At 58.2% G+C, this 16,018-nt stretch carries 18 protein-coding genes and 1 riboswitch; of the genes, 5 read left to right on the top strand and 13 right to left on the bottom strand.

The genetic code is table 11. The annotated features are described in order from the left end of the window. Positions 1 to 4: 4 nt before the first annotated feature. The 5 genes from HK20_RS06180 to mtnA all read right to left on the bottom strand — a co-directional run bounded on the left by HK20_RS06180 (position 5) and on the right by mtnA (position 4,144). Positions 5 to 223: a hypothetical protein gene (locus HK20_RS06180; protein WP_086646214.1), complete on the bottom strand. Its 219-nt coding sequence runs from the start codon at positions 221 to 223 to the stop codon at positions 5 to 7. Between the two features lie 129 nt (positions 224 to 352). Then, on the bottom strand, positions 353 to 1,396 hold the full coding sequence (locus HK20_RS06175; protein WP_086646213.1) for a cysteine synthase A: 1,044 nt from the start codon (positions 1,394 to 1,396) through the stop codon (positions 353 to 355). 72 nt (positions 1,397 to 1,468) lie between these two features. Next, positions 1,469 to 2,359, bottom strand: a complete 891-nt coding sequence (locus HK20_RS06170; protein WP_086646212.1) for a DUF2272 domain-containing protein — start codon at positions 2,357 to 2,359, stop codon at positions 1,469 to 1,471. Between the two features lie 157 nt (positions 2,360 to 2,516). Further along, positions 2,517 to 3,014, bottom strand: a complete 498-nt coding sequence (locus HK20_RS06165) for an aminoacyl-tRNA deacylase (RefSeq protein WP_086646255.1) — start codon at positions 3,012 to 3,014, stop codon at positions 2,517 to 2,519. Positions 3,015 to 3,046: 32 nt separating this feature from the next. After that, a complete protein-coding gene (mtnA, locus tag HK20_RS06160; protein WP_086646211.1) occupies positions 3,047 to 4,144 on the bottom strand; it encodes an S-methyl-5-thioribose-1-phosphate isomerase in 1,098 nt (365 codons plus the stop codon). 323 nt (positions 4,145 to 4,467) lie between these two features. Between mtnA and HK20_RS06155 the strand changes: the two genes are divergently transcribed. Further along, on the top strand, positions 4,468 to 5,172 hold the full coding sequence (locus HK20_RS06155) for a hypothetical protein (protein WP_086646210.1): 705 nt from the start codon (positions 4,468 to 4,470) through the stop codon (positions 5,170 to 5,172). 160 nt (positions 5,173 to 5,332) lie between these two features. Here HK20_RS06155 and HK20_RS06150 read toward each other — a convergent pair whose 3' ends face one another. The 3 genes from HK20_RS06150 to HK20_RS06140 are packed head-to-tail and all read right to left on the bottom strand — an operon-like array spanning position 5,333 to position 7,500. Further along, positions 5,333 to 6,370, bottom strand: coding sequence for an asparaginase (locus HK20_RS06150; RefSeq protein ID WP_086646209.1), 1,038 nt, complete (start codon positions 6,368 to 6,370; stop codon positions 5,333 to 5,335). Positions 6,371 to 6,397: 27 nt separating this feature from the next. Next, complete coding sequence (locus HK20_RS06145) at positions 6,398 to 6,919, bottom strand: hypothetical protein (RefSeq protein ID WP_233129103.1); 522 nt, start codon at positions 6,917 to 6,919, stop codon at positions 6,398 to 6,400. Then, positions 6,919 to 7,500, bottom strand: a complete 582-nt coding sequence (locus HK20_RS06140) for a Fur family transcriptional regulator (RefSeq protein ID WP_086646208.1) — start codon at positions 7,498 to 7,500, stop codon at positions 6,919 to 6,921. The genes HK20_RS06145 and HK20_RS06140 overlap by 1 nt, the downstream gene beginning before the upstream one ends. 123 nt (positions 7,501 to 7,623) lie before the next feature. Here HK20_RS06140 and HK20_RS06135 point away from each other — a divergent pair, with 123 nt between their 5' ends. From HK20_RS06135 to HK20_RS06125, 3 genes are read left to right on the top strand one after another with little or no spacing between them, the layout of a single operon-like run. Continuing rightward, positions 7,624 to 8,535 (top strand): metal ABC transporter solute-binding protein, Zn/Mn family, encoded by a 912-nt coding sequence (locus tag HK20_RS06135; RefSeq protein ID WP_086646207.1) that lies wholly within the window; start codon positions 7,624 to 7,626, stop codon positions 8,533 to 8,535. Beyond that, positions 8,532 to 9,338, top strand: a complete 807-nt coding sequence (locus tag HK20_RS06130; RefSeq protein WP_086646206.1) for a metal ABC transporter ATP-binding protein — start codon at positions 8,532 to 8,534, stop codon at positions 9,336 to 9,338. Before HK20_RS06135 ends, HK20_RS06130 begins: the two co-directional genes overlap by 4 nt. Further along, the gene (locus tag HK20_RS06125) at positions 9,338 to 10,132 is read left to right on the top strand and encodes a metal ABC transporter permease (RefSeq protein WP_086646205.1); all 795 of its coding nucleotides are present in this window, start codon (positions 9,338 to 9,340) and stop codon (positions 10,130 to 10,132) included. Before HK20_RS06130 ends, HK20_RS06125 begins: the two co-directional genes overlap by 1 nt. A gap of 34 nt (positions 10,133 to 10,166) precedes the next feature. Here HK20_RS06125 and HK20_RS13300 read toward each other — a convergent pair whose 3' ends face one another. Together HK20_RS13300 and HK20_RS06120 are read right to left on the bottom strand one after the other, a co-directional pair. Continuing rightward, a complete protein-coding gene (locus HK20_RS13300) occupies positions 10,167 to 10,298 on the bottom strand; it encodes a hypothetical protein (RefSeq protein WP_255375217.1) in 132 nt (43 codons plus the stop codon). 49 nt (positions 10,299 to 10,347) lie between these two features. Then, positions 10,348 to 10,842, bottom strand: coding sequence for a flavin reductase (locus HK20_RS06120; RefSeq protein ID WP_086646204.1), 495 nt, complete (start codon positions 10,840 to 10,842; stop codon positions 10,348 to 10,350). 62 nt (positions 10,843 to 10,904) lie between these two features. On the opposite strand from HK20_RS06120, the gene HK20_RS06115 reads away from it, so the two are divergent. Beyond that, on the top strand, positions 10,905 to 11,924 hold the full coding sequence (locus HK20_RS06115; protein WP_086646203.1) for an enoyl-CoA hydratase/isomerase family protein: 1,020 nt from the start codon (positions 10,905 to 10,907) through the stop codon (positions 11,922 to 11,924). 106 nt (positions 11,925 to 12,030) lie between these two features. Here HK20_RS06115 and HK20_RS06110 read toward each other — a convergent pair whose 3' ends face one another. The 3 genes from HK20_RS06110 to HK20_RS06100 all read right to left on the bottom strand — a co-directional run bounded on the left by HK20_RS06110 (position 12,031) and on the right by HK20_RS06100 (position 15,538). Continuing rightward, complete coding sequence (locus tag HK20_RS06110) at positions 12,031 to 12,630, bottom strand: acetate uptake transporter (protein ID WP_086646202.1); 600 nt, start codon at positions 12,628 to 12,630, stop codon at positions 12,031 to 12,033. 189 nt (positions 12,631 to 12,819) lie between these two features. After that, entirely contained in the window at positions 12,820 to 15,030 is a 2,211-nt protein-coding gene (locus HK20_RS06105; RefSeq protein WP_369823037.1) for an FUSC family protein, read from the bottom strand. Between the two features lie 25 nt (positions 15,031 to 15,055). Beyond that, on the bottom strand, positions 15,056 to 15,538 hold the full coding sequence (locus tag HK20_RS06100; RefSeq protein ID WP_341461176.1) for a MarR family transcriptional regulator: 483 nt from the start codon (positions 15,536 to 15,538) through the stop codon (positions 15,056 to 15,058). A 180-nt stretch (positions 15,539 to 15,718) separates the two neighbouring features. Continuing rightward, a riboswitch (cobalamin riboswitch) is annotated at positions 15,719 to 15,952 on the top strand. Positions 15,953 to 16,018 lie beyond the last annotated feature (66 nt).

Below are 16,018 nucleotides of genomic sequence, written 5' to 3'. Positions count from 1 at the left end.
AAATCTAGCTGTCATGCGATGGCGGGCGGTTGTGCCAATCTATGCAGACATCTGACAGCCACAAGGTAAGTGCCGAAACAAAAAGCCAGAGAAGGCCGGGGAAGATATTAAAATCCAGAATGACAACAATGCCGATACAAAACGCGGCAATGGAAATGCTCAGGTTAACAAGGCAGCAGAACACCGCAACAGGCCAGCTTTCGGGAAGACCAAGTTTTGTCATCAACACCTCACGCCAAAAACGGGGGCGTGCTCCTTGATAAGGGCCAGAAAACAGGCATGACCCCGAGTGCTGGCAAAATCTGCCCCAAGAGCGGGCCTGAGCGGCCTCTCTTGGGGCAGGGGCATAATCTTACTGATCAAGCCAGGGAGCAACCGGCAGGTTTTTCTCCCGCAGGAAGGTCGGGTTGAACAGTTTGGATTCATATCGTGCGCCACCATCTGCCAGAATGGTCACAATTCTATGGCCCGGCCCAAGCCTGCGTGCGGTGCGTATGGCGGCCGCGACATTAATGCCCGATGACCCCCCAACAGACAGGCCTTCTTCCCCCAGCAGGCTGTAAATCACGTCCAGTGCTTCGGGGTCGGGAATACGCTCTGCATCGTCAATGGGAGCGCCTTCAAGGTTGCCGGTCACGCGGGACTGGCCAATGCCCTCGGTAATGGAAGACCCGGCTACGGACAGGTCGTTATTCTTGACCCAGCCGTACAGGCCGGAGCCTTCGGGGTCTGCCAGTACAATCTGCGGGGCTTTTACACCGTCACGCCGGGCTGCATCGTGCAGGCCAAGGGCTATACCTGCCAGTGTGCCGCCCGTGCCGCATGCGCAGGTAAAGGCATCCACCTTGCCATCCATCTGCTGCCAGATTTCCTGCGCCGTGGTGGCGCGGTGGCCTTCGCGGTTGGCGGTGTTGTCAAACTGGTTGGCCCAGACCCAGCCGTTTTCTTCCGCCAGGCGGCGGGAGACATGCACGTAATTGCCCGGGTCGCGGTAAGGTTTGGCGGGCACAAGGCGCAGGTCCGCGCCAATCATGCGCAAAAAGCCGATTTTTTCGCGGCTTTGTGTTTCAGGCATGACAATAACGCATTTATAGCCGCGGGCGTTGGCGACCAGTGTCAGGCCAATGCCGGTATTGCCCGCTGTGCCTTCCACCAGAGTGCCACCGGGCTTGAGCACGCCACGGCGCTCCGCATCATCAATAATGGCAAGGGCCGCACGGTCCTTTACGGAGCCGCCGGGGTTCATGAACTCCGCCTTGCCGTAAATCTGACAACCCGTTGCTTCAGATGCCTTGCGCAGAAGGATAAGAGGGGTTCCACCTACCGCACCGGGCATGTCGGGCGAGAGTGAGGTCCAGCCTGGACGGGTGGTGGAAGGCGCTGCGCTTTCGGTCATCTGTATACCCTGCTTGCTATGATCAGGTTGGGCGATCGGGGCTGGTCTGCGTTGGGGATTGCCCCCTGCGGCCTACCGGCCTGCGTCCGGTTCTTCTTGTGCATCATATAGCACTTCCAAAACCGCACACCAAGGATAGCGTGGGTCGTAGCTTTGTCCGGTCGGGCTTGCTAAGCGCCCCTGCTCATCCGTGGGAACGTGGGTCAGGGCTACGGCATCATCAATATTACCGCCAATAATGCTGATCTGGCGGCCAAAAGGTGGGCCATTCTGGCCTGTGGCGACCACATAGCCGCAATGCGCGGGAAAGCCGTAGGACGTCGGTAGGCTTGCAAAACGGATGCTCTGCCTGCCACGCCCACGGGCCACACAGATCAGGTCGCCTGCCTTGGGGGTATAGGCTGCGGGGTCATGCGCACGCAGGATGGGGGACAACCCCGATGCCGCGGCATTGATATAGGTGGAATGGTTGGGCGAGTAGGGAAAGCGGTCATTCGCCCCGGCAATACGCATAACGTAGGAGATAAATGCAGCCGACCATGCAAAAGACCCGTCATGCACAAAGTCCGTCAACTGGCCATCGGCATTGTGTTTGCCGCTCCAGGAGGCTTCGGTCATGTTCGGGTCCATGCCAATCCACCAGTATTCGCCCACGCGCTGCCACAGGCCGGGTGCTCGCTCGGGTTTGATGGCGGCGACCTGTGGTTCGGGGCGCTGTTCGGGGTCATCGTCATTAACCGGGCTGCCAAACAGGCGCCATTCGCGCATGGCAATGGCTACGACATCCTGCGGATTAAAAGGCTCAAAATTGCGCGTGGCAAAGTCCGGCACATGGCTGTTTAAACCATAGCTGCCCGATACACTGCCGCCACGGGAGGATGTACCGCCCCCCGAAGAGGGCTGGGAGGTGCAGGCCGCCAGACACAAAGGTGCCAGAAGGGCCACAGTCAGCTTGCGTGGCATCTTGTCTCCATACCAGAACAGGGCCGTGTTCGGGGCCGGACGGAGTGGTTCCACCGCCTTGCAGAACAAAGCCCTGTTGTAAGGAATAGGCGTCCTTTATGGAGGGTGGAAGGGGGTTTATGCTCCTTTTGCTCCCCCCATGTGCTTTTTTGTCTGCTCAGGCCGGGGGTGTATCCACGGTAATGCTGGCAGTCTGGGCCTGCACGCAGCGTATGGCGTCTGCCGGGGCCAGTTCCACAACAAGGCCACGACCACCACCGTTGATGTAGAGCTTGTCCAGCTTGAGAATGCTCTCGTCAAACACAACAGGTACGGTTGTGCGTGCGCCAAAGGGGCTGATTCCCCCAACCTGAAAACCCGTGAGTGCTTCAGCTTTTTCAGCGCCAAGCATACGGGCGTTGCGACCGCCAAAAAGAGCGGCCACTTTTTTCAGGTCCATTTTCAGGTGAACAGGAATGGCAGTGCAGACAACCTGTTTTTTGTCGATTTCCACCATCAGGGTTTTAAAAACCTTTTGCTGGTCAATGCCTATGCCAGCCGCAGCATGCAGGCCGATCTTGCCCGGGTCGGACACGTAATCATAATCATGCATGGTGTAGGGCACGGCATGGGCGGTCAGGAACAGTGTTGTCGGTGTTTGATCAGAGTTTGGCATAACAGGCGTTTTTTCCAATGTGATCCGGGGTTTCAGCCTCGTTCGGGAAAAAGGGAGAGCAGGCCGTCGGGTGTGGCCGCGCAGCAGCCTTTTTCTGTGATCAGGCCGGTAACAAGGCGGGCCGGAGTGACGTCAAACGCGGGGTTGGCGGCCTTGCTGCCGTCTGGAGTAATCTGCACCCGGTTGATCTGCCCGCTGTCATCCCGCCCGTGGATATGGGTAATTTCGGCTTCCGAGCGTTCTTCAATGGGGATTTCACGTATGCCATCGGCCACGCGCCAGTCTATGGTGGTGGAGGGCAGGGCAACCCAGAACGGCACATTGTTGTCCCGTGCGGCCAGAGCTTTCAGGTAGGTGCCAATCTTGTTGGCAACATCGGCATTGCGGGTGACGCGGTCGGTGCCAACAATAACCATATCAACCAGCCCGTGCTGCATCAGGTGGCCACCGGCATTGTCTGCAATAACGGTGTGGGGCACGCCGTGGCTGCCAAGTTCCCACGCCGTTAACGCAGCGCCCTGGTTGCGGGGGCGTGTTTCATCCACCCAGACATGCACGTTCAGTCCCTCGTCGTGTGCCATGTAAATGGGAGCGAGTGCCGTGCCCCAGTCCACTGTGGCAATCCAGCCAGCATTGCAATGTGTCAGAATGTTAATTCTGTCATTCTTGCCACGTTGTGCTGCCAGTGTGTGTAGCAGTTCCAGACCATGCAGGCCAATGGCTTCATTCTGGGCTGCATCTTCATCACAGATCCGGCCTGCTTCGGCATAAGCTGCATCGGCCCGTTGTGCTGGGGGCAGGGGGCGGAGGTGGTTCAGCATTCTTTCAATCGCCCAGGCCAGATTTATGGCCGTGGGGCGGGTGGCGGCCAGCATGGCGGCCTGCTGTTCCAGTGTGGTATCGGAGCTGTCCGTGCGCAGGGCCAGGGCCAGACCATAGGCCGCAACTGCGCCAATAAGTGGCGCGCCGCGGACCTGCATGGTTTTAATGGCGTGGGCAACCTGCTCGGGTGTGGTCAGCTGAAGAATATCCAGCGCAAAAGGCAGGCGGGTTTGGTCAAAAATATGCACGGACCAGCCGTCTTTTTCATTAACCCAAACGCTGCGGTAAGGTGTGCCGTTAATTTTCATGGCCAAGGTTCCTGATGGCGGAAGATAAAAATCGCTCGCTGATCATAGGGTTTGTTTGAGTATGTGGGCAATATCCTCATGTCATGACAGTTTTGCGAACAAGTGTAGAACATATAGTGTGTAATGGTTGAATCCAAACAGCCTATTCTTGAAAAGACGAGAGTATTTTTTTGCATTTCCGGTCATTTTTGTTATGTAGAGGGGGAAATGGGCGCGCTTTGCTGATGCTGCGGAATGTGCCACGAACAGGTTTGTTTTTGTTTTTTGAAAAGAATGTTTTCTCTTCTTGATATTTTTAAAGAAGATGAAAAGGGAATGCTGGAATGAGTGAAACCAAAAAAGGTCGCAAGGCTGTTGCCGGTAAACGTGCCCCCGCCCGCGCCGCTGCTGTAACCACCCCCAAAAAGCGCGCGCCGCGTGCAAAAGTGGAAGTGGTAGAAGAAATTTTTGAAGTGGAAGCACCCGCTCCCACCACGCGCAAGACACGCCAGAGCGCCGCACCACGTAAAACGGCCAAAGTAGAAAAAGTGGCCAAGCCCGCAGCAGCCAGAAAAACCAGCAAGTCCACTGCCGCCGCCGCTCCGGCGGAAGCCCCGGCCAAGCCTGCCCGCCGTACAAAAACTGCCGCCGCCGCCGTTGTGGCCGAAGCTCCGGCCAAGGCAACCCGCAAGGCAAAAACTGCCAAGGCAGCGCCCCGTGCAACGCGTGCCAAGGTTGCGGCTGTGGCAGAAGTGGCACAGCCTGCACCAACCCGCGCGCGCAAGCCAGCCCGCAAGGCTGTGGTGGAAGCACCGGCTCCCGCTAAACCAGCTGCCAAAGCAACGCGGAAACGGGCAGAAAAGGTCGAAGCCGCAGAGAGCGCAAAGAACCTGTCCGCAGTTGAAAAACTGCGCATTGTGCAGGAACGCCGCCGCCGCAAGCGCTATGAGCGTCTGGCAGCTGAAGCCGTGGCAGAAGCAGAAAAAGCCGCACCTGCACGCAAGCGCAAAGCCGCCACAACGCGGCGTCCCCGTGCCACAAAGGCATAAGGGTTAAGCAGCTTTACGGTGTGAGCCTGACCATACAGGTTGGTCAGGCTTGCATTGTTTGGCCGGGTTTTTGCTCCCTTTACCGCACTGGATTGCCCGGTAAACTGTGCAAAGGCCCATAATTCCGGATAACCGTTTGGGTTATCCGGTTTTTTTATGCCTAGTTCTGAGCCGATGGAGCAGGTGGCAGATAAGCCTGCGCCAGTAAGCTGGATGCACGCAATTCCCCGATGAACTGACCATTCCAGTTTTTAAGCGGGCGGCGCATGAAGTGTGTTAAAACAGGTGCGTCCTCTATGCGGGCAAAACGGGCAATCAGGGCTGCTGCCGCAGTTTCTGCCGCGCGTACGCCGCCATCACGGCATTTTATGGCCATACCCAGCTTCTGTTCTGGTAGGGCGACAATCATCACGCCCTCAGCCCCCATTTTTGTCAGGACCTTCGGGGCCAGTTCGGTCATGATCCGCGTGTCAAACTGCCCGCTGCCCGCGATCATGAACGGGTTCTGGGCTATGGCGTTGCGGAGGCGTTGTGCGGCCAATGCCCGGTCGGGGGAAAGACCAATGCCGCTGGCAAAGCGGGCATAACCCAGCGCCAGCGCAGACAGGGGGATAGCCCATGTGGGAATGGCGCATCCATCCACAGCCCTGTTGGCCGTGGTGTGGGGGGCTCCGGTAACCTCCTGTAGTGTTTGGGCAACTGTTTGCATTACGGGGTGTTCCGGGCGTGTGTAGTGGGCCACGTCCTTCCCGGTTGCGCAGGAGAGGCAGATAAAGCCCGCATGCTTGCCCGAACAGCAGTTATGGAGTGCGCAGGGTGCCTCCCCCGCCGCTGCCAGCCCGCGGGCGGCGGCTGTATCCAGCGGCCAGTGGGTACCACATTCGAGCACACCATAATCCAGACCCGTGCGGGCAAGCATGTCTGTGGCAACAGCAATATGTTCTGGCTCCCCCTGATGGGAGGCACAGGCCAGTGCCAACGCTTTGTCCGGTAGGGCAAAGCGGTCTGCTGCACCTTCGGTCAGCAGGGGGAGTGCTTGTAACGCCTTGACCGTGGAGCGTGGAAAAACAGGTGTTGTGCAGTCCCCGGCGGAAAAAACGGTTTTGCCGTGGGCATCCACAACAATGGCAGCGCCATAATGGCTGGATTCCACAATGCCGTTGCGGGTTGTCTGAGCAAGAAGGGCATCATCTGTCATAAAACTGGGCCTGTTGATCAAGAATGTTTAATTGCCGCTGAGAAGGTAGCATGGTGTGGCAAATTCTGCCGTATGGTCTGGCTCCAGCTCCAGAGCTTGCGCAACAAGGGAGCGTTTGAGCTTGAGCACAACAGGCATGTTATGGGCATCACACGCCGTGGTTTCTGCCGTTTTTGCCAGCCATGCGGCAATCCCGGCCCGCTCGGTCAGCATAAGAGGCGCGCGTCGGTTTAAGGGGAGGCCGGCGGCCATAAGGTGTTGCGCATGGTTTTGCGAAACAACTATGTATAAAAAACAGTCTTCACCAGCAGGCGGGAGCTTTTCCGGTGCAGGCACAAGGCTCAGGCGGATTTCGTCGGGCAGGAAGTGCGAGCGGGGGAGTGGGGGCAGGGGTAGGGCAAACAGGTCTGTCTGTTGCAGGCCCGGTGTTGTGGAAACTGTTTTGGGTCTGGCTGTTTTTTTACCCGCCCGAATGGGTTTGCGCACCTTGCCAGCAGGCAGGGTTGGCAGGTCTGGCTGAACAGGGCCGGTTGGGGCGGGGTGTTCCATCAGTTGGGGGCTGGGGCAGGCCCCTTCTGGCCGCGTGTGGCGGGGGCGCAGTCCTCACACACACCTTCCACTTCGACTGATGCGCTTTGCATGGTAAAGTTTTTTTTGCCACAAATGCTTTTCAATACGTCCAGAACACGCGGGGCATCGGCAATTTCGGTCACACCGCCACAGCTCCGGCAGATCAGGAACTGCGCGCTATGCAGGCAGGTTTCCGCCGGTCCATGAGAGTGGTCGTGAGGATGGTCATGCTGGAGGTGGGTGCACGGCACAAAGGCGGACAGGCGTTCAATGCGGTGAATAAGACCATGTTCGAGCAAAAAATCGAGCGCGCGGTAAACGGTAGGGGGGGCAGGTTTGCGGCCCGATGTTTTGAGCTGTTCAAGCAGGTCGTAGGCTCCAACCGGCGTTGTGGCAGTCAGGATCAGGCCCAGAACATCACGCCGTTGCGGGGTCATGCGTCCTCCCTGCCCGGCGCAGAGGTGAGCAGCGTGTTCAAGCTGGCGCTGAATACGGTCCGAAAAACCGTAGCCGTTATCTGCTGGGGAGGAGGCTGGTGTTCTGGTCTGCATGTTCATCATCCGTTCTCTCTTGTTTCTAGCCTAAACGAGCCAGAAGAGGAAGGCCAGACATGCGTGGTGAGGTGACGGATGATCAGAACTAATGTAATATTATTACATATCATTGATTGAGGTGTCGGCGTCATGGTTCTTCCGGGTAAGAAAAAACAGAGTTTCTGGTTAAAAACAGCTCTTTGCGCATTGGGCGTGGTCAGCACGCTCGGGTTTGTGGCCGGGAGCGCGCAGGCCGCCAAAATGCCGCTTGTTGTGGCAGCGGAAAATACGTGGGGTGATATTGCCGCACAGATTGCCGCACCAGACATGCGGGTTGTGGCCATTTTGTCCTCCCCCACGGTGGACCCGCACGAATATCAGGCCACCCCGACCGATGCGCGCATGATTGCGGCAGCAGAACTGGTTGTGGCCAATGGCGCAGGGTACGATGCATGGGCCGACAAGCTGGTTGCCGCCTCCGGCCTGTTGCCCGTGCGGTATGTTAAGGCCGATTCGTGGTCAGGCTGGCAGGAAGGGGGCAACCCGCATCTGTGGTTCAATATGGATGCGGTCAGCGCTTTTGTGCAGCATTTTGCCGAAGCCTGCGCCCACATAGACCCCGACCATGCGGATGGATACGCAGGCCGGGCGCAAAAGATGCAGTTGGCCATCCAGTCCATTCAGGCTTACGCGGGTTTGCTGAAGCAGCATGTCGCGGGCATGCACGTGGCTGCAACCGAACCGCTGTTCACCCCTCTGGCAGATCTGCTGGGTTTGCAGATGGACGAACAGGCCTACCAGCTTGCAATCATGAACGATGTGGAACCAGCCCCTTCCACCGTTGCAACATTTGAGAGCGACCTGAAAGACAAGCGCCTGAAAATGCTGGTTTATAACCAGCAGGTGGAAGAACCATCCGTCCGGCATCTGCTGGAACTGGCGCAGCAGTCCAATGTGCCCACCATGCCGCTGTCTGAAATGCTGCCACCGCGCAAGCACTGGCAGGTCTGGGTGCATGATATTCTTGCACGCACAGGCCAGCTTCTGGGAGTGCAGCAGTGAGCACTCCGGCTATCGAGGCCGGGCAGCTCAGTGTGTCGTATGGCGGGCGGCGTGTGCTTGACCAGGTCAGCTTTGCCATTCCACCGGGCAGCTTTGTGGCTGTGCTGGGGGGCAATGGCGCTGGTAAAACCTCGCTCTTTCGCGCCATTCTGGGGCTTACCACGCCAGAGCAGGGCTATGTGCGCGTGGAAGGGCAGAGTTTTGGCAAGGGCCGCATGCCTGTGGGCTATATGCCGCAAATGCGGCGTATGGTTGCCGGGCAGCTTAATGGGTGGCACATGGTGGCCGCCGCTTTGCAGGGGCGTGCCTGGGGCCTGCCATGGTGCTCGGCCAGCGCCCGGGCAGAAGTAAACGCCGCATTGGATGCGGTGGACGCGCAGGATCTGGCCATGCGGCCGGTCATGTCTCTTTCCGGTGGGGAGCGGCAGCGGCTTTTGCTGGCGCAGGCCCTGCTGGACCAGCCGCGTATTCTGCTGCTGGATGAACCCTTGGCCAGTCTGGACCCCGCCCGCATGCGTGAGACTACGCGCCGGATTTATGATCTGGCGCGTGAGCGGGGGTTAACGGTTCTGTTTTCCACGCATGATATTAACCCGCTTATGGGGTTTATGGACCACGTTCTTTATCTGGCGCATGGCAAGGCGTTGTTGGGGAGTGTGGATGAGGTTATGACAACCCCGGCCCTGAGTGCGCTCTACGGTGCGCCGGTCGAGGTGGTGCGCGCAGATGGTCGCCTGTTTGTGGTGGCCGATGGCGGGGCAGACACCCTGCATTGTTGTGACTGTGCGGAGCATACGCGCTGATGTTTGCCTACGAGTTTATGCGCACCGCATTTGTGGCTGCTTTTCTGGCGGCTTTTGTCTGCGGTCCCGTAGGGTGGTTTCTGGTGCTGCGGGGGCAGAGCTTTGCCAGCCATGCGCTCTCGCATGTTGGCTTTGCCGGGGCGGGTGCTGCTTTGTTGTGGGGGCAACCCGCGCTGCTGGGGTTCGGGTTGAGTGCGGTTGTCAGCGGTATGGGTATGGGCATGGCAAGCGACCGGGTGATCGGCCGGGATGTTATGATCGGGCTGGTATTGTCGCTCGCCATGGGCACCGGAGCTTTGTGTCTGCATTTTCTCACGCGCTCGGCAGGGGCCGCCACAGCTTTGCTGTTTGGTGATATTCTGGGTATTTCCCCATCCAGCCTTTACTGGCTGGGTGCACTGGCCATTGGCTGTGTTGTGTGCCTTGGCGTTATGAGCAGGCCTTTACTGTTCGCCTCTCTCCAGCCTGATGTGGCTGAGGCCAAAGGCGTTAACCTGCGCCTGCTGGATGTGCTGTTTCTGGCGCTGGTGGGTATTGCCACGGCCATGTGTTCACAGATTACCGGCGTGCTGCTGGTTTTCACCCTTATGGTGGCCCCGGCTGCTGCCAGCCTGCGTCTGGGTTTTGGCCCAATGCTGGGCATGGCTGTAGCATTTGCCCTTGCCCTGTTTGAAGCATGGGGCGGGTTGTGCCTGTCATGGCTGAGCGACTGCCCCGCATCCTTCTGGATTGCGTTGCTGGGGAGTGCTGTGTTTGCCGCTGCCAATCTGGTGGCCCATCTGCGCGGGTGTTAAAGCCGGGCAGATGGTGCCTGCTGTGCGGTAATTTTTAGGTGAGCAGCCAGTTCAGGCCCGTGCCCAGAACAACGGCAGCGGTCAGGGCCGCGTACAGGGCCAGTACCATCTGGTTCCGTGTGGCGGGAAGGGCCAGAGCGCGGCTTTGGGAATGTTTACGGACCATCAGTTATGCTCCTTATGTAAACAGGGGTGCAGCGCCCTTTGGGCCACCGTTAACCCTGCTGATAAGGTAGAGAGTGGTATCTGCGGTTAAAATAAACAAGCCCTTCTGCACCCGCATGGCATAAAATACCCTGCACAACGCCAAAAAGAACACTATGGGTGCCCACTTCCACAATCTGGCTGATCTGGCAGTCAAAGGTCGCGGCGGCTTCGTGCAGGACCGGAGCACCGGTGGCCAGTGTCTGCCAGTGGCCGGCGGCAAAGCGTTCTACCATGGTGTTCGGGCTTGCAAAATGGTTGGACAGGTCCTGCTGGCTGGACGTGAGAACATTGACGCACATGGCCCCTCCCTCATAAAAGGCAGAGCGCGCACGACTGTTGCGGTTCAGGCATACCAGCAATGTGGGGGGCGTGTCGGTCACGGAGCAAACGGCAGATGCAGTAAATCCGACCGGGTTATCCAGCGTTCCTGTAGTTACAATATTCACGGCCGCACCCAGTCTGGCCATGGCTTCACGATAGGCACTGGTCTCCGGAGCCAACATCTGCTGTCCTCATCACAACGGTTGATGGCTACGTGTTTGTGCATGAAACAAAGAGGAAAGCAATGATCGAGGACGTCCTTTCCGGCACGGCATGCGTGCGAACGGCCCGGCGGGGGCATCTGGGATGTATCATACTGGACAAGCCCAAACGGCTGAATGCCGTTGATCTGGAGATGGCAACCGGTATTGAACGCGCTCTGGCCGCATGGCGGGATGATCCATCCGTGCAGGTCGTGTTGCTGCAAAGCAGTGCTCCGCGCGCGTTCTGCGCAGGCGGAGACCTCAAGGCCATACGGGACGTGCTGCTGGCGGATGGCCCGGACCATGCGTTTGAGCTGATGGACCGTGTTTACCAGACCATGTTGCACATAGCGCAGTATGCCAAGCCTGTTGTGTCGTTCATGGATGGTATTGCCATGGGTGGCGGTGTGGGGCTGGGTGGTCATGCCCGTTACCGGGTTGTGACCGAACGCTCCATTGTAGCTATGCCTGAAACATCCATAGGGCTTGTGCCCGATGCGGGTGGGTCGTGGCTGTTGTCACGCGCCCCCGGTGGCGCTGGGTTGCGGCTTGCCCTGACCGGTGGGCGCATGAACGGGGTAGAGGCCGTGGCCATGGGCTTTGCGGACTATATGGTGCCATCGGATAGTCTGGATAATCTGCGCGGGTTACTGGCCCTGCGCCCGGTGGAGGATGTGTTTGGGCTTATTCGCCCGCTAGCCTTGCCCGCACAGGCTTGCACGCTGGAGGAATACGACCCCTCGGCCAGTCTGGAGCACATTGTGCGTGGGCTGGAATGTTCGGACCAGAATGTAGCGCAAACGGATTTGCAGGACATTTCACGCGCCTGCCCAACGTCCATTTTTGCGGCATGGTATGGCTGGCAACATGCCCGCAAGGCGTCCTCGTTGCAGGAGGCTTTTGCGATTGAAGGGCGGCTGGTCCGTTACATGCTGGGCCGTCCGGATTTTGTGGAAGGTGTGCGTGCGCGCCTGATCGACCGCGATAACGCCCCGCTCTGGCAGCCCTCAATGCTGGCTGCGGTGGATGTGGCAGCACTGGAAGCCGCGTTAACCAGTTAGGCAGGCAGCACAGCAGCCCTTACCCGGTCATGGCGTAGGGTAAGGGCCGTTGCTAATATTATTTAAAAAAGCGTGCTGTTTTGGAAAAATATGGGCTGTGGCAGCTTCAGGCTGCGGCGGGGGTATAAGGCCCAACAGGCAGGACCGGGCATTTGAACTGGGCTTCCAGAATTTCGGCTGCAGCCAGATACACGGCGGACAGGCCACATATCAGTCCTTCGTAACCCGCGATAACCGTAAGCCCCGGCTGGGCCAGCAGATCACCCAGCCCCAGCAATACAAACAGAATGACCAGCGTGCCAAAAATAACCTGATGCGCGCGTGTAGCCCGCAGTGTGCCCAAAAACAGGACAAAGGTGAACAACCCCCAGAGGAGCAGGTAACTGCCCACCAGAGCGGGTGAGCTTGCAGGCACAATGCCCGTGTGCGGCATGGCAATAAGGGCCACCAGGGTCAGCCAGAATGCCCCGTAGGAGATAAAGGCTGTCATGCCAAAGGTGTTGCCCGCGCCGTATTCCAGAATACCCGCAATAATTTGTGCAATGCCGCCAAAAAGCAGGCCCATGGCCAGAATGGCGGAGCCCATGGGTACAAACCCTGCATTGTGCAGGTTGAGCAGAATGGTGGTCATGCCAAACCCCATCAGGCCAAGCGGGGCCGGGTTGGCCCGCAGGGGGGTGTGGAGCGCAAGATCAGTTTGAGCCATGGTGTTTCTTCTTATGGAGATTAATGTAATGGCTCGGTTATAAGAGGTGTTGTTAGGTTAAGTTCCCATAAAAAATATATTAACAGCGTAAAAACTAATTTATTAAAACAAACTATAAAGTTCGTTGCTCTCTAAAATTTGTTTTTTACAGTATTGGGGATATTCCCCCAGCAGGTCCGTAGTAAAAAGCTAGCGCGCAGCCGGGTGGACAGAAACGGGAATGGCAGGTCGTGTCAGGTCTTCTGCCTGCTGGATGGGGCCGTGATCATGGAAAAAACCGGGCACGGAGAGAATGATATTGGCCGCCTGCTCCAGGCAGGACAGGGTTCGGTCACGGGTTAGGGATAGTCCGGCCTCCTGCGTTGGAATGGTACGAATGGCCATAGCCGCCTGTTTGAGTGCACTGGCTGTTTCTGCCGGGTTATGGCGCAGTTGGGCAAAGGCGTTAAACGCGTTTGTCAGAGCGGTTTGTGCCTGCGGGTCCAGCGTTGCGTGGGCCGCGTTCCATTTGAGCCGCACAATCAGCCTGCCAAGGGAGAGCGAAGCAAAAGCCGCATCCGTATAACCCTGCCGGTCCAGATTGGTGGTAATAAAGGAAAGGCGCATCATCAGGCGTGAGATTTTTTGCAGTTGCAGCCCTTCCCACGCCACCCATGGTTCGGTGCGGCCATAAGGGGTGCGCGCCAGTTTTTGAATACTGCGCGTCAGGGACGTTACCAGCCGTGCGGCATCCAGCCTGTGGTCGGCAGGCAGAATAACCCTGAAAACAATGGCCAGCAGGGCGCATGCTGCCACCATGCTCATCCAGTTGTTGGTCAGGGTCAGGTCGTCATACACAATCGGGTTATTGACCGAGAGCATCATGGTAAAAAACACGGCATACCCAAACGCGCCAATGCTGTAACGCGGGTGGAACTGCAACCACACGCCCGGCAGCAGGAACAGGCAGAGACTAAGCCAGAGTAGGGGGTAGCCATCTATGCGTGGCAAGGCCAGCGTGTGGCATAAAAACCCCATGGGTATGGCCAGAAAAGTGCCTGCCGCCATCATGGGGCTGGCCTTGGCCGCTGAGGGCGTGGTGGACAAAAGGCTGGATGCCGCAACGGTGTATATGATCAGCAGCGGGCCAGAACTCCAGTGTAGAACATACCACAACATGCCCGCCAGCAGGGCAATAAAGCTCCCGCGCACGCCGTTGCGCAGGGCTGTTGGCCATTCCAGATAAGGCTGGATGTTGGCCTGTGTGCGGTCGGGGCGCAGGCTGGTCAGGTCATGCAGGGCAAGGTCCATCTGCACCAGTGCGTCCCGCGTGTTGTCCAGTGCGGCCAGGGTGGTGGTGCTGGTGGTCTGGCGGGCAAGCTGTTCCAGTGTTTTCAGGGCGTCATGCAGGCAGGTGGAGAGCGGGGCGGGGTTTGTCAGCCAGTCGGGGTTTTCCGTCAGTTCCAGAATCCGGCCCAGTGTCTGGGCAACCAGCAGGTGTACGGCGCGGGTTTCTTCCACCCCGGCAGAAAAGGTCAACCAGTATGGGTGGTAGCTGACAATCAAACCCGTCAGGCGGCTTAAGCACAGGCGCAGGTTGCGCACGCGGTTTTGCATATCCGGGTCATCGGCTGCGGCAAATTCTATGGCGGGGGTCAGGCCGGTCATGTTGGCCAGCAGTTTGCTGCGGCTGTCATAAATCGGTTGGCTGAACCCACGAAAAGCCGCGTTGGTGCTCTGGGTTTTCTGTTCCTGTTTTTCCAGCGTGCTGGTTACAGTGGCATCAAGCGCTTCGGGCGTTGTGCGTTCACTCTCAGCTTTATGAAATGTTCTGGCGTGCAGAACAGTTTCCCGGAACGCCTGACCAAGCTTGTGCAGCACGGTGCTGGGTTTGCGCACGGATGTGACCATGAACACGCAGGCCGTAACCACAATGCCCGTTGCCACAACAGAAAGGCGGCTCATGGCGGACAGAAAAATGCCATCGGGGTTGGCAAACGCAGGGGCTGCAATAATTACAATCGTATAGCCGGTCAGCACCGCCGCATACGCACGAAAAAACCGCAAAAACGTGGCGACCATACAGGCAAGGCCGACAAAAACGGACAGAACCGCAAAGTAGAGAACGGGGGACTGCACAAAAACAGCCATAACCCCCACGCTGATCGCGGCCCCGATCAGGGTACCAATAAGACGCCACACACTTTTGGAAACCATGGCCCCAACCGTGGGGTTGGAGACAATCAGCACCGTTGTGGCCGCACTGAGAGGGGACTGGAGCTGAAAAACAAAGGCCAGAAAAAGCGCAATGCCAATGGAAAGGAACACACGCATGGTATAGCCCGCTGTGGCGGTAAAGCCGTTCCAGCGGGCATCATCGGCAAAAACTGCGGGAGCAAAACGCTGGTTGGCCCAGTGCATGAGCGAGCCGGGCAGTGTGAGCAGGTCAGAGCGTGTGGGCATGGTGCGCTTCGAGCAAGGAGGAGAGGGTCTGTGTCAGGCTATCGGCCTGAGCCGGAGGGAGCGAGTGCCGTATGGTCTGCTCGAGTTCGGCGGCAATCGTATGGAACAGCCTGCATTGTTCCCGCCCCGCATCTGTCAAAAACAGGCGTTTTGCGCGGCGGTCCTGCGCATCGGGTTTACGGGTGACCAGCTTTTGTTTTTCCAGCAGGTCAAGCACGCGCACCAGTGCAGAGCAGTCTATGTTCATGGTCTGGGCCAGGTCACGCTGGGTCGCCCCTTCAGGCAACATGCGCAGGTAGGCCATGGGCCGCATGACAGCAAGGGACATGCCATGCGGGCGCAAAGCCCGGTCCAGTTGCGTACGCCAGAGCGTTGCCAACCGCATGACCCGGAAGGTCAGCGCCATGCCGGGAAAATACGTTTCGTCCAGTGCTGGCATGTGGCGCTGCTCAGTCATGCGGTCCATTAACTTAGTGTCATTATAGTTGAGATAAAAAGTATATGGGCAAACTAGGCCAGCCTACTCTGTGGGTCAATCATGTTCCGCACTCTACGGCACAGGGTGGTCCTTAACGGCCTGTTCGTGCCGTGCAGCTATGCTTGGCCACAGCGCGACATGCCTTGAATCGGCAGGGTTTTTGTGCACATCATGCCCGCACTTGATGGTGCCCCTGACCGGGGGTGAAAAGGGAAGACCGGTGCAAGGCCGTCGCTGCCCCCGCAACTGTAAGTACCCATCATGTTCCGCCCCGGCCGTGTTCGGGGTTGCCACTGGTTCTTTCAGGACTCGGGAAGGCAGCGGAACAGCGCTTTGCGCCAGTTCATGGCTGGTGCAGGCAGGGTACAAGCCAGGAGACCTGCCATCACAAGTCTGTAAAGCCGTTCTTGTGGGAATGGTTGCGTTCTGGCGTTGTTTGCTGGCGGGGTGCCCGGCAGGCACGGATGC

It is taken from the genome of Acetobacter sp. DsW_54, assembly GCF_002153575.1.
Lineage (GTDB): Bacteria > Pseudomonadota > Alphaproteobacteria > Acetobacterales > Acetobacteraceae > Acetobacter > Acetobacter fabarum.
This window is presented reverse-complemented; position numbering and strand designations above follow the sequence as displayed.

Coding starts and splice junctions, on each gene's coding strand:
- HK20_RS13300 (WP_255375217.1), bottom strand. CDS start 10,298: ATGGTCCGTAAACATTCCCAAAGCCGCGCTCTGGCCCTTCCCGCCACA.
- HK20_RS06105 (WP_369823037.1), bottom strand. CDS start 15,030: ATGCACTGGGCCAACCAGCGTTTTGCTCCCGCAGTTTTTGCCGATGAT.
- HK20_RS06155 (WP_086646210.1), top strand. CDS start 4,468: ATGAGTGAAACCAAAAAAGGTCGCAAGGCTGTTGCCGGTAAACGTGCC.
- HK20_RS06175 (WP_086646213.1), bottom strand. CDS start 1,396: ATGACCGAAAGCGCAGCGCCTTCCACCACCCGTCCAGGCTGGACCTCA.
- HK20_RS06165 (WP_086646255.1), bottom strand. CDS start 3,014: ATGCCAAACTCTGATCAAACACCGACAACACTGTTCCTGACCGCCCAT.
- HK20_RS06120 (WP_086646204.1), bottom strand. CDS start 10,842: ATGTTGGCTCCGGAGACCAGTGCCTATCGTGAAGCCATGGCCAGACTG.
- HK20_RS06110 (WP_086646202.1), bottom strand. CDS start 12,630: ATGGCTCAAACTGATCTTGCGCTCCACACCCCCCTGCGGGCCAACCCG.
- HK20_RS06140 (WP_086646208.1), bottom strand. CDS start 7,500: ATGATGAACATGCAGACCAGAACACCAGCCTCCTCCCCAGCAGATAAC.
- HK20_RS06135 (WP_086646207.1), top strand. CDS start 7,624: ATGGTTCTTCCGGGTAAGAAAAAACAGAGTTTCTGGTTAAAAACAGCT.
- mtnA (WP_086646211.1), bottom strand. CDS start 4,144: ATGAAAATTAACGGCACACCTTACCGCAGCGTTTGGGTTAATGAAAAA.
- HK20_RS06145 (WP_233129103.1), bottom strand. CDS start 6,919: ATGGAACACCCCGCCCCAACCGGCCCTGTTCAGCCAGACCTGCCAACC.
- HK20_RS06150 (WP_086646209.1), bottom strand. CDS start 6,370: ATGACAGATGATGCCCTTCTTGCTCAGACAACCCGCAACGGCATTGTG.
- HK20_RS06170 (WP_086646212.1), bottom strand. CDS start 2,359: ATGCCACGCAAGCTGACTGTGGCCCTTCTGGCACCTTTGTGTCTGGCG.
- HK20_RS06100 (WP_341461176.1), bottom strand. CDS start 15,538: ATGGACCGCATGACTGAGCAGCGCCACATGCCAGCACTGGACGAAACG.
- HK20_RS06180 (WP_086646214.1), bottom strand. CDS start 223: ATGACAAAACTTGGTCTTCCCGAAAGCTGGCCTGTTGCGGTGTTCTGC.
- HK20_RS06125 (WP_086646205.1), top strand. CDS start 9,338: ATGTTTGCCTACGAGTTTATGCGCACCGCATTTGTGGCTGCTTTTCTG.
- HK20_RS06115 (WP_086646203.1), top strand. CDS start 10,905: ATGATCGAGGACGTCCTTTCCGGCACGGCATGCGTGCGAACGGCCCGG.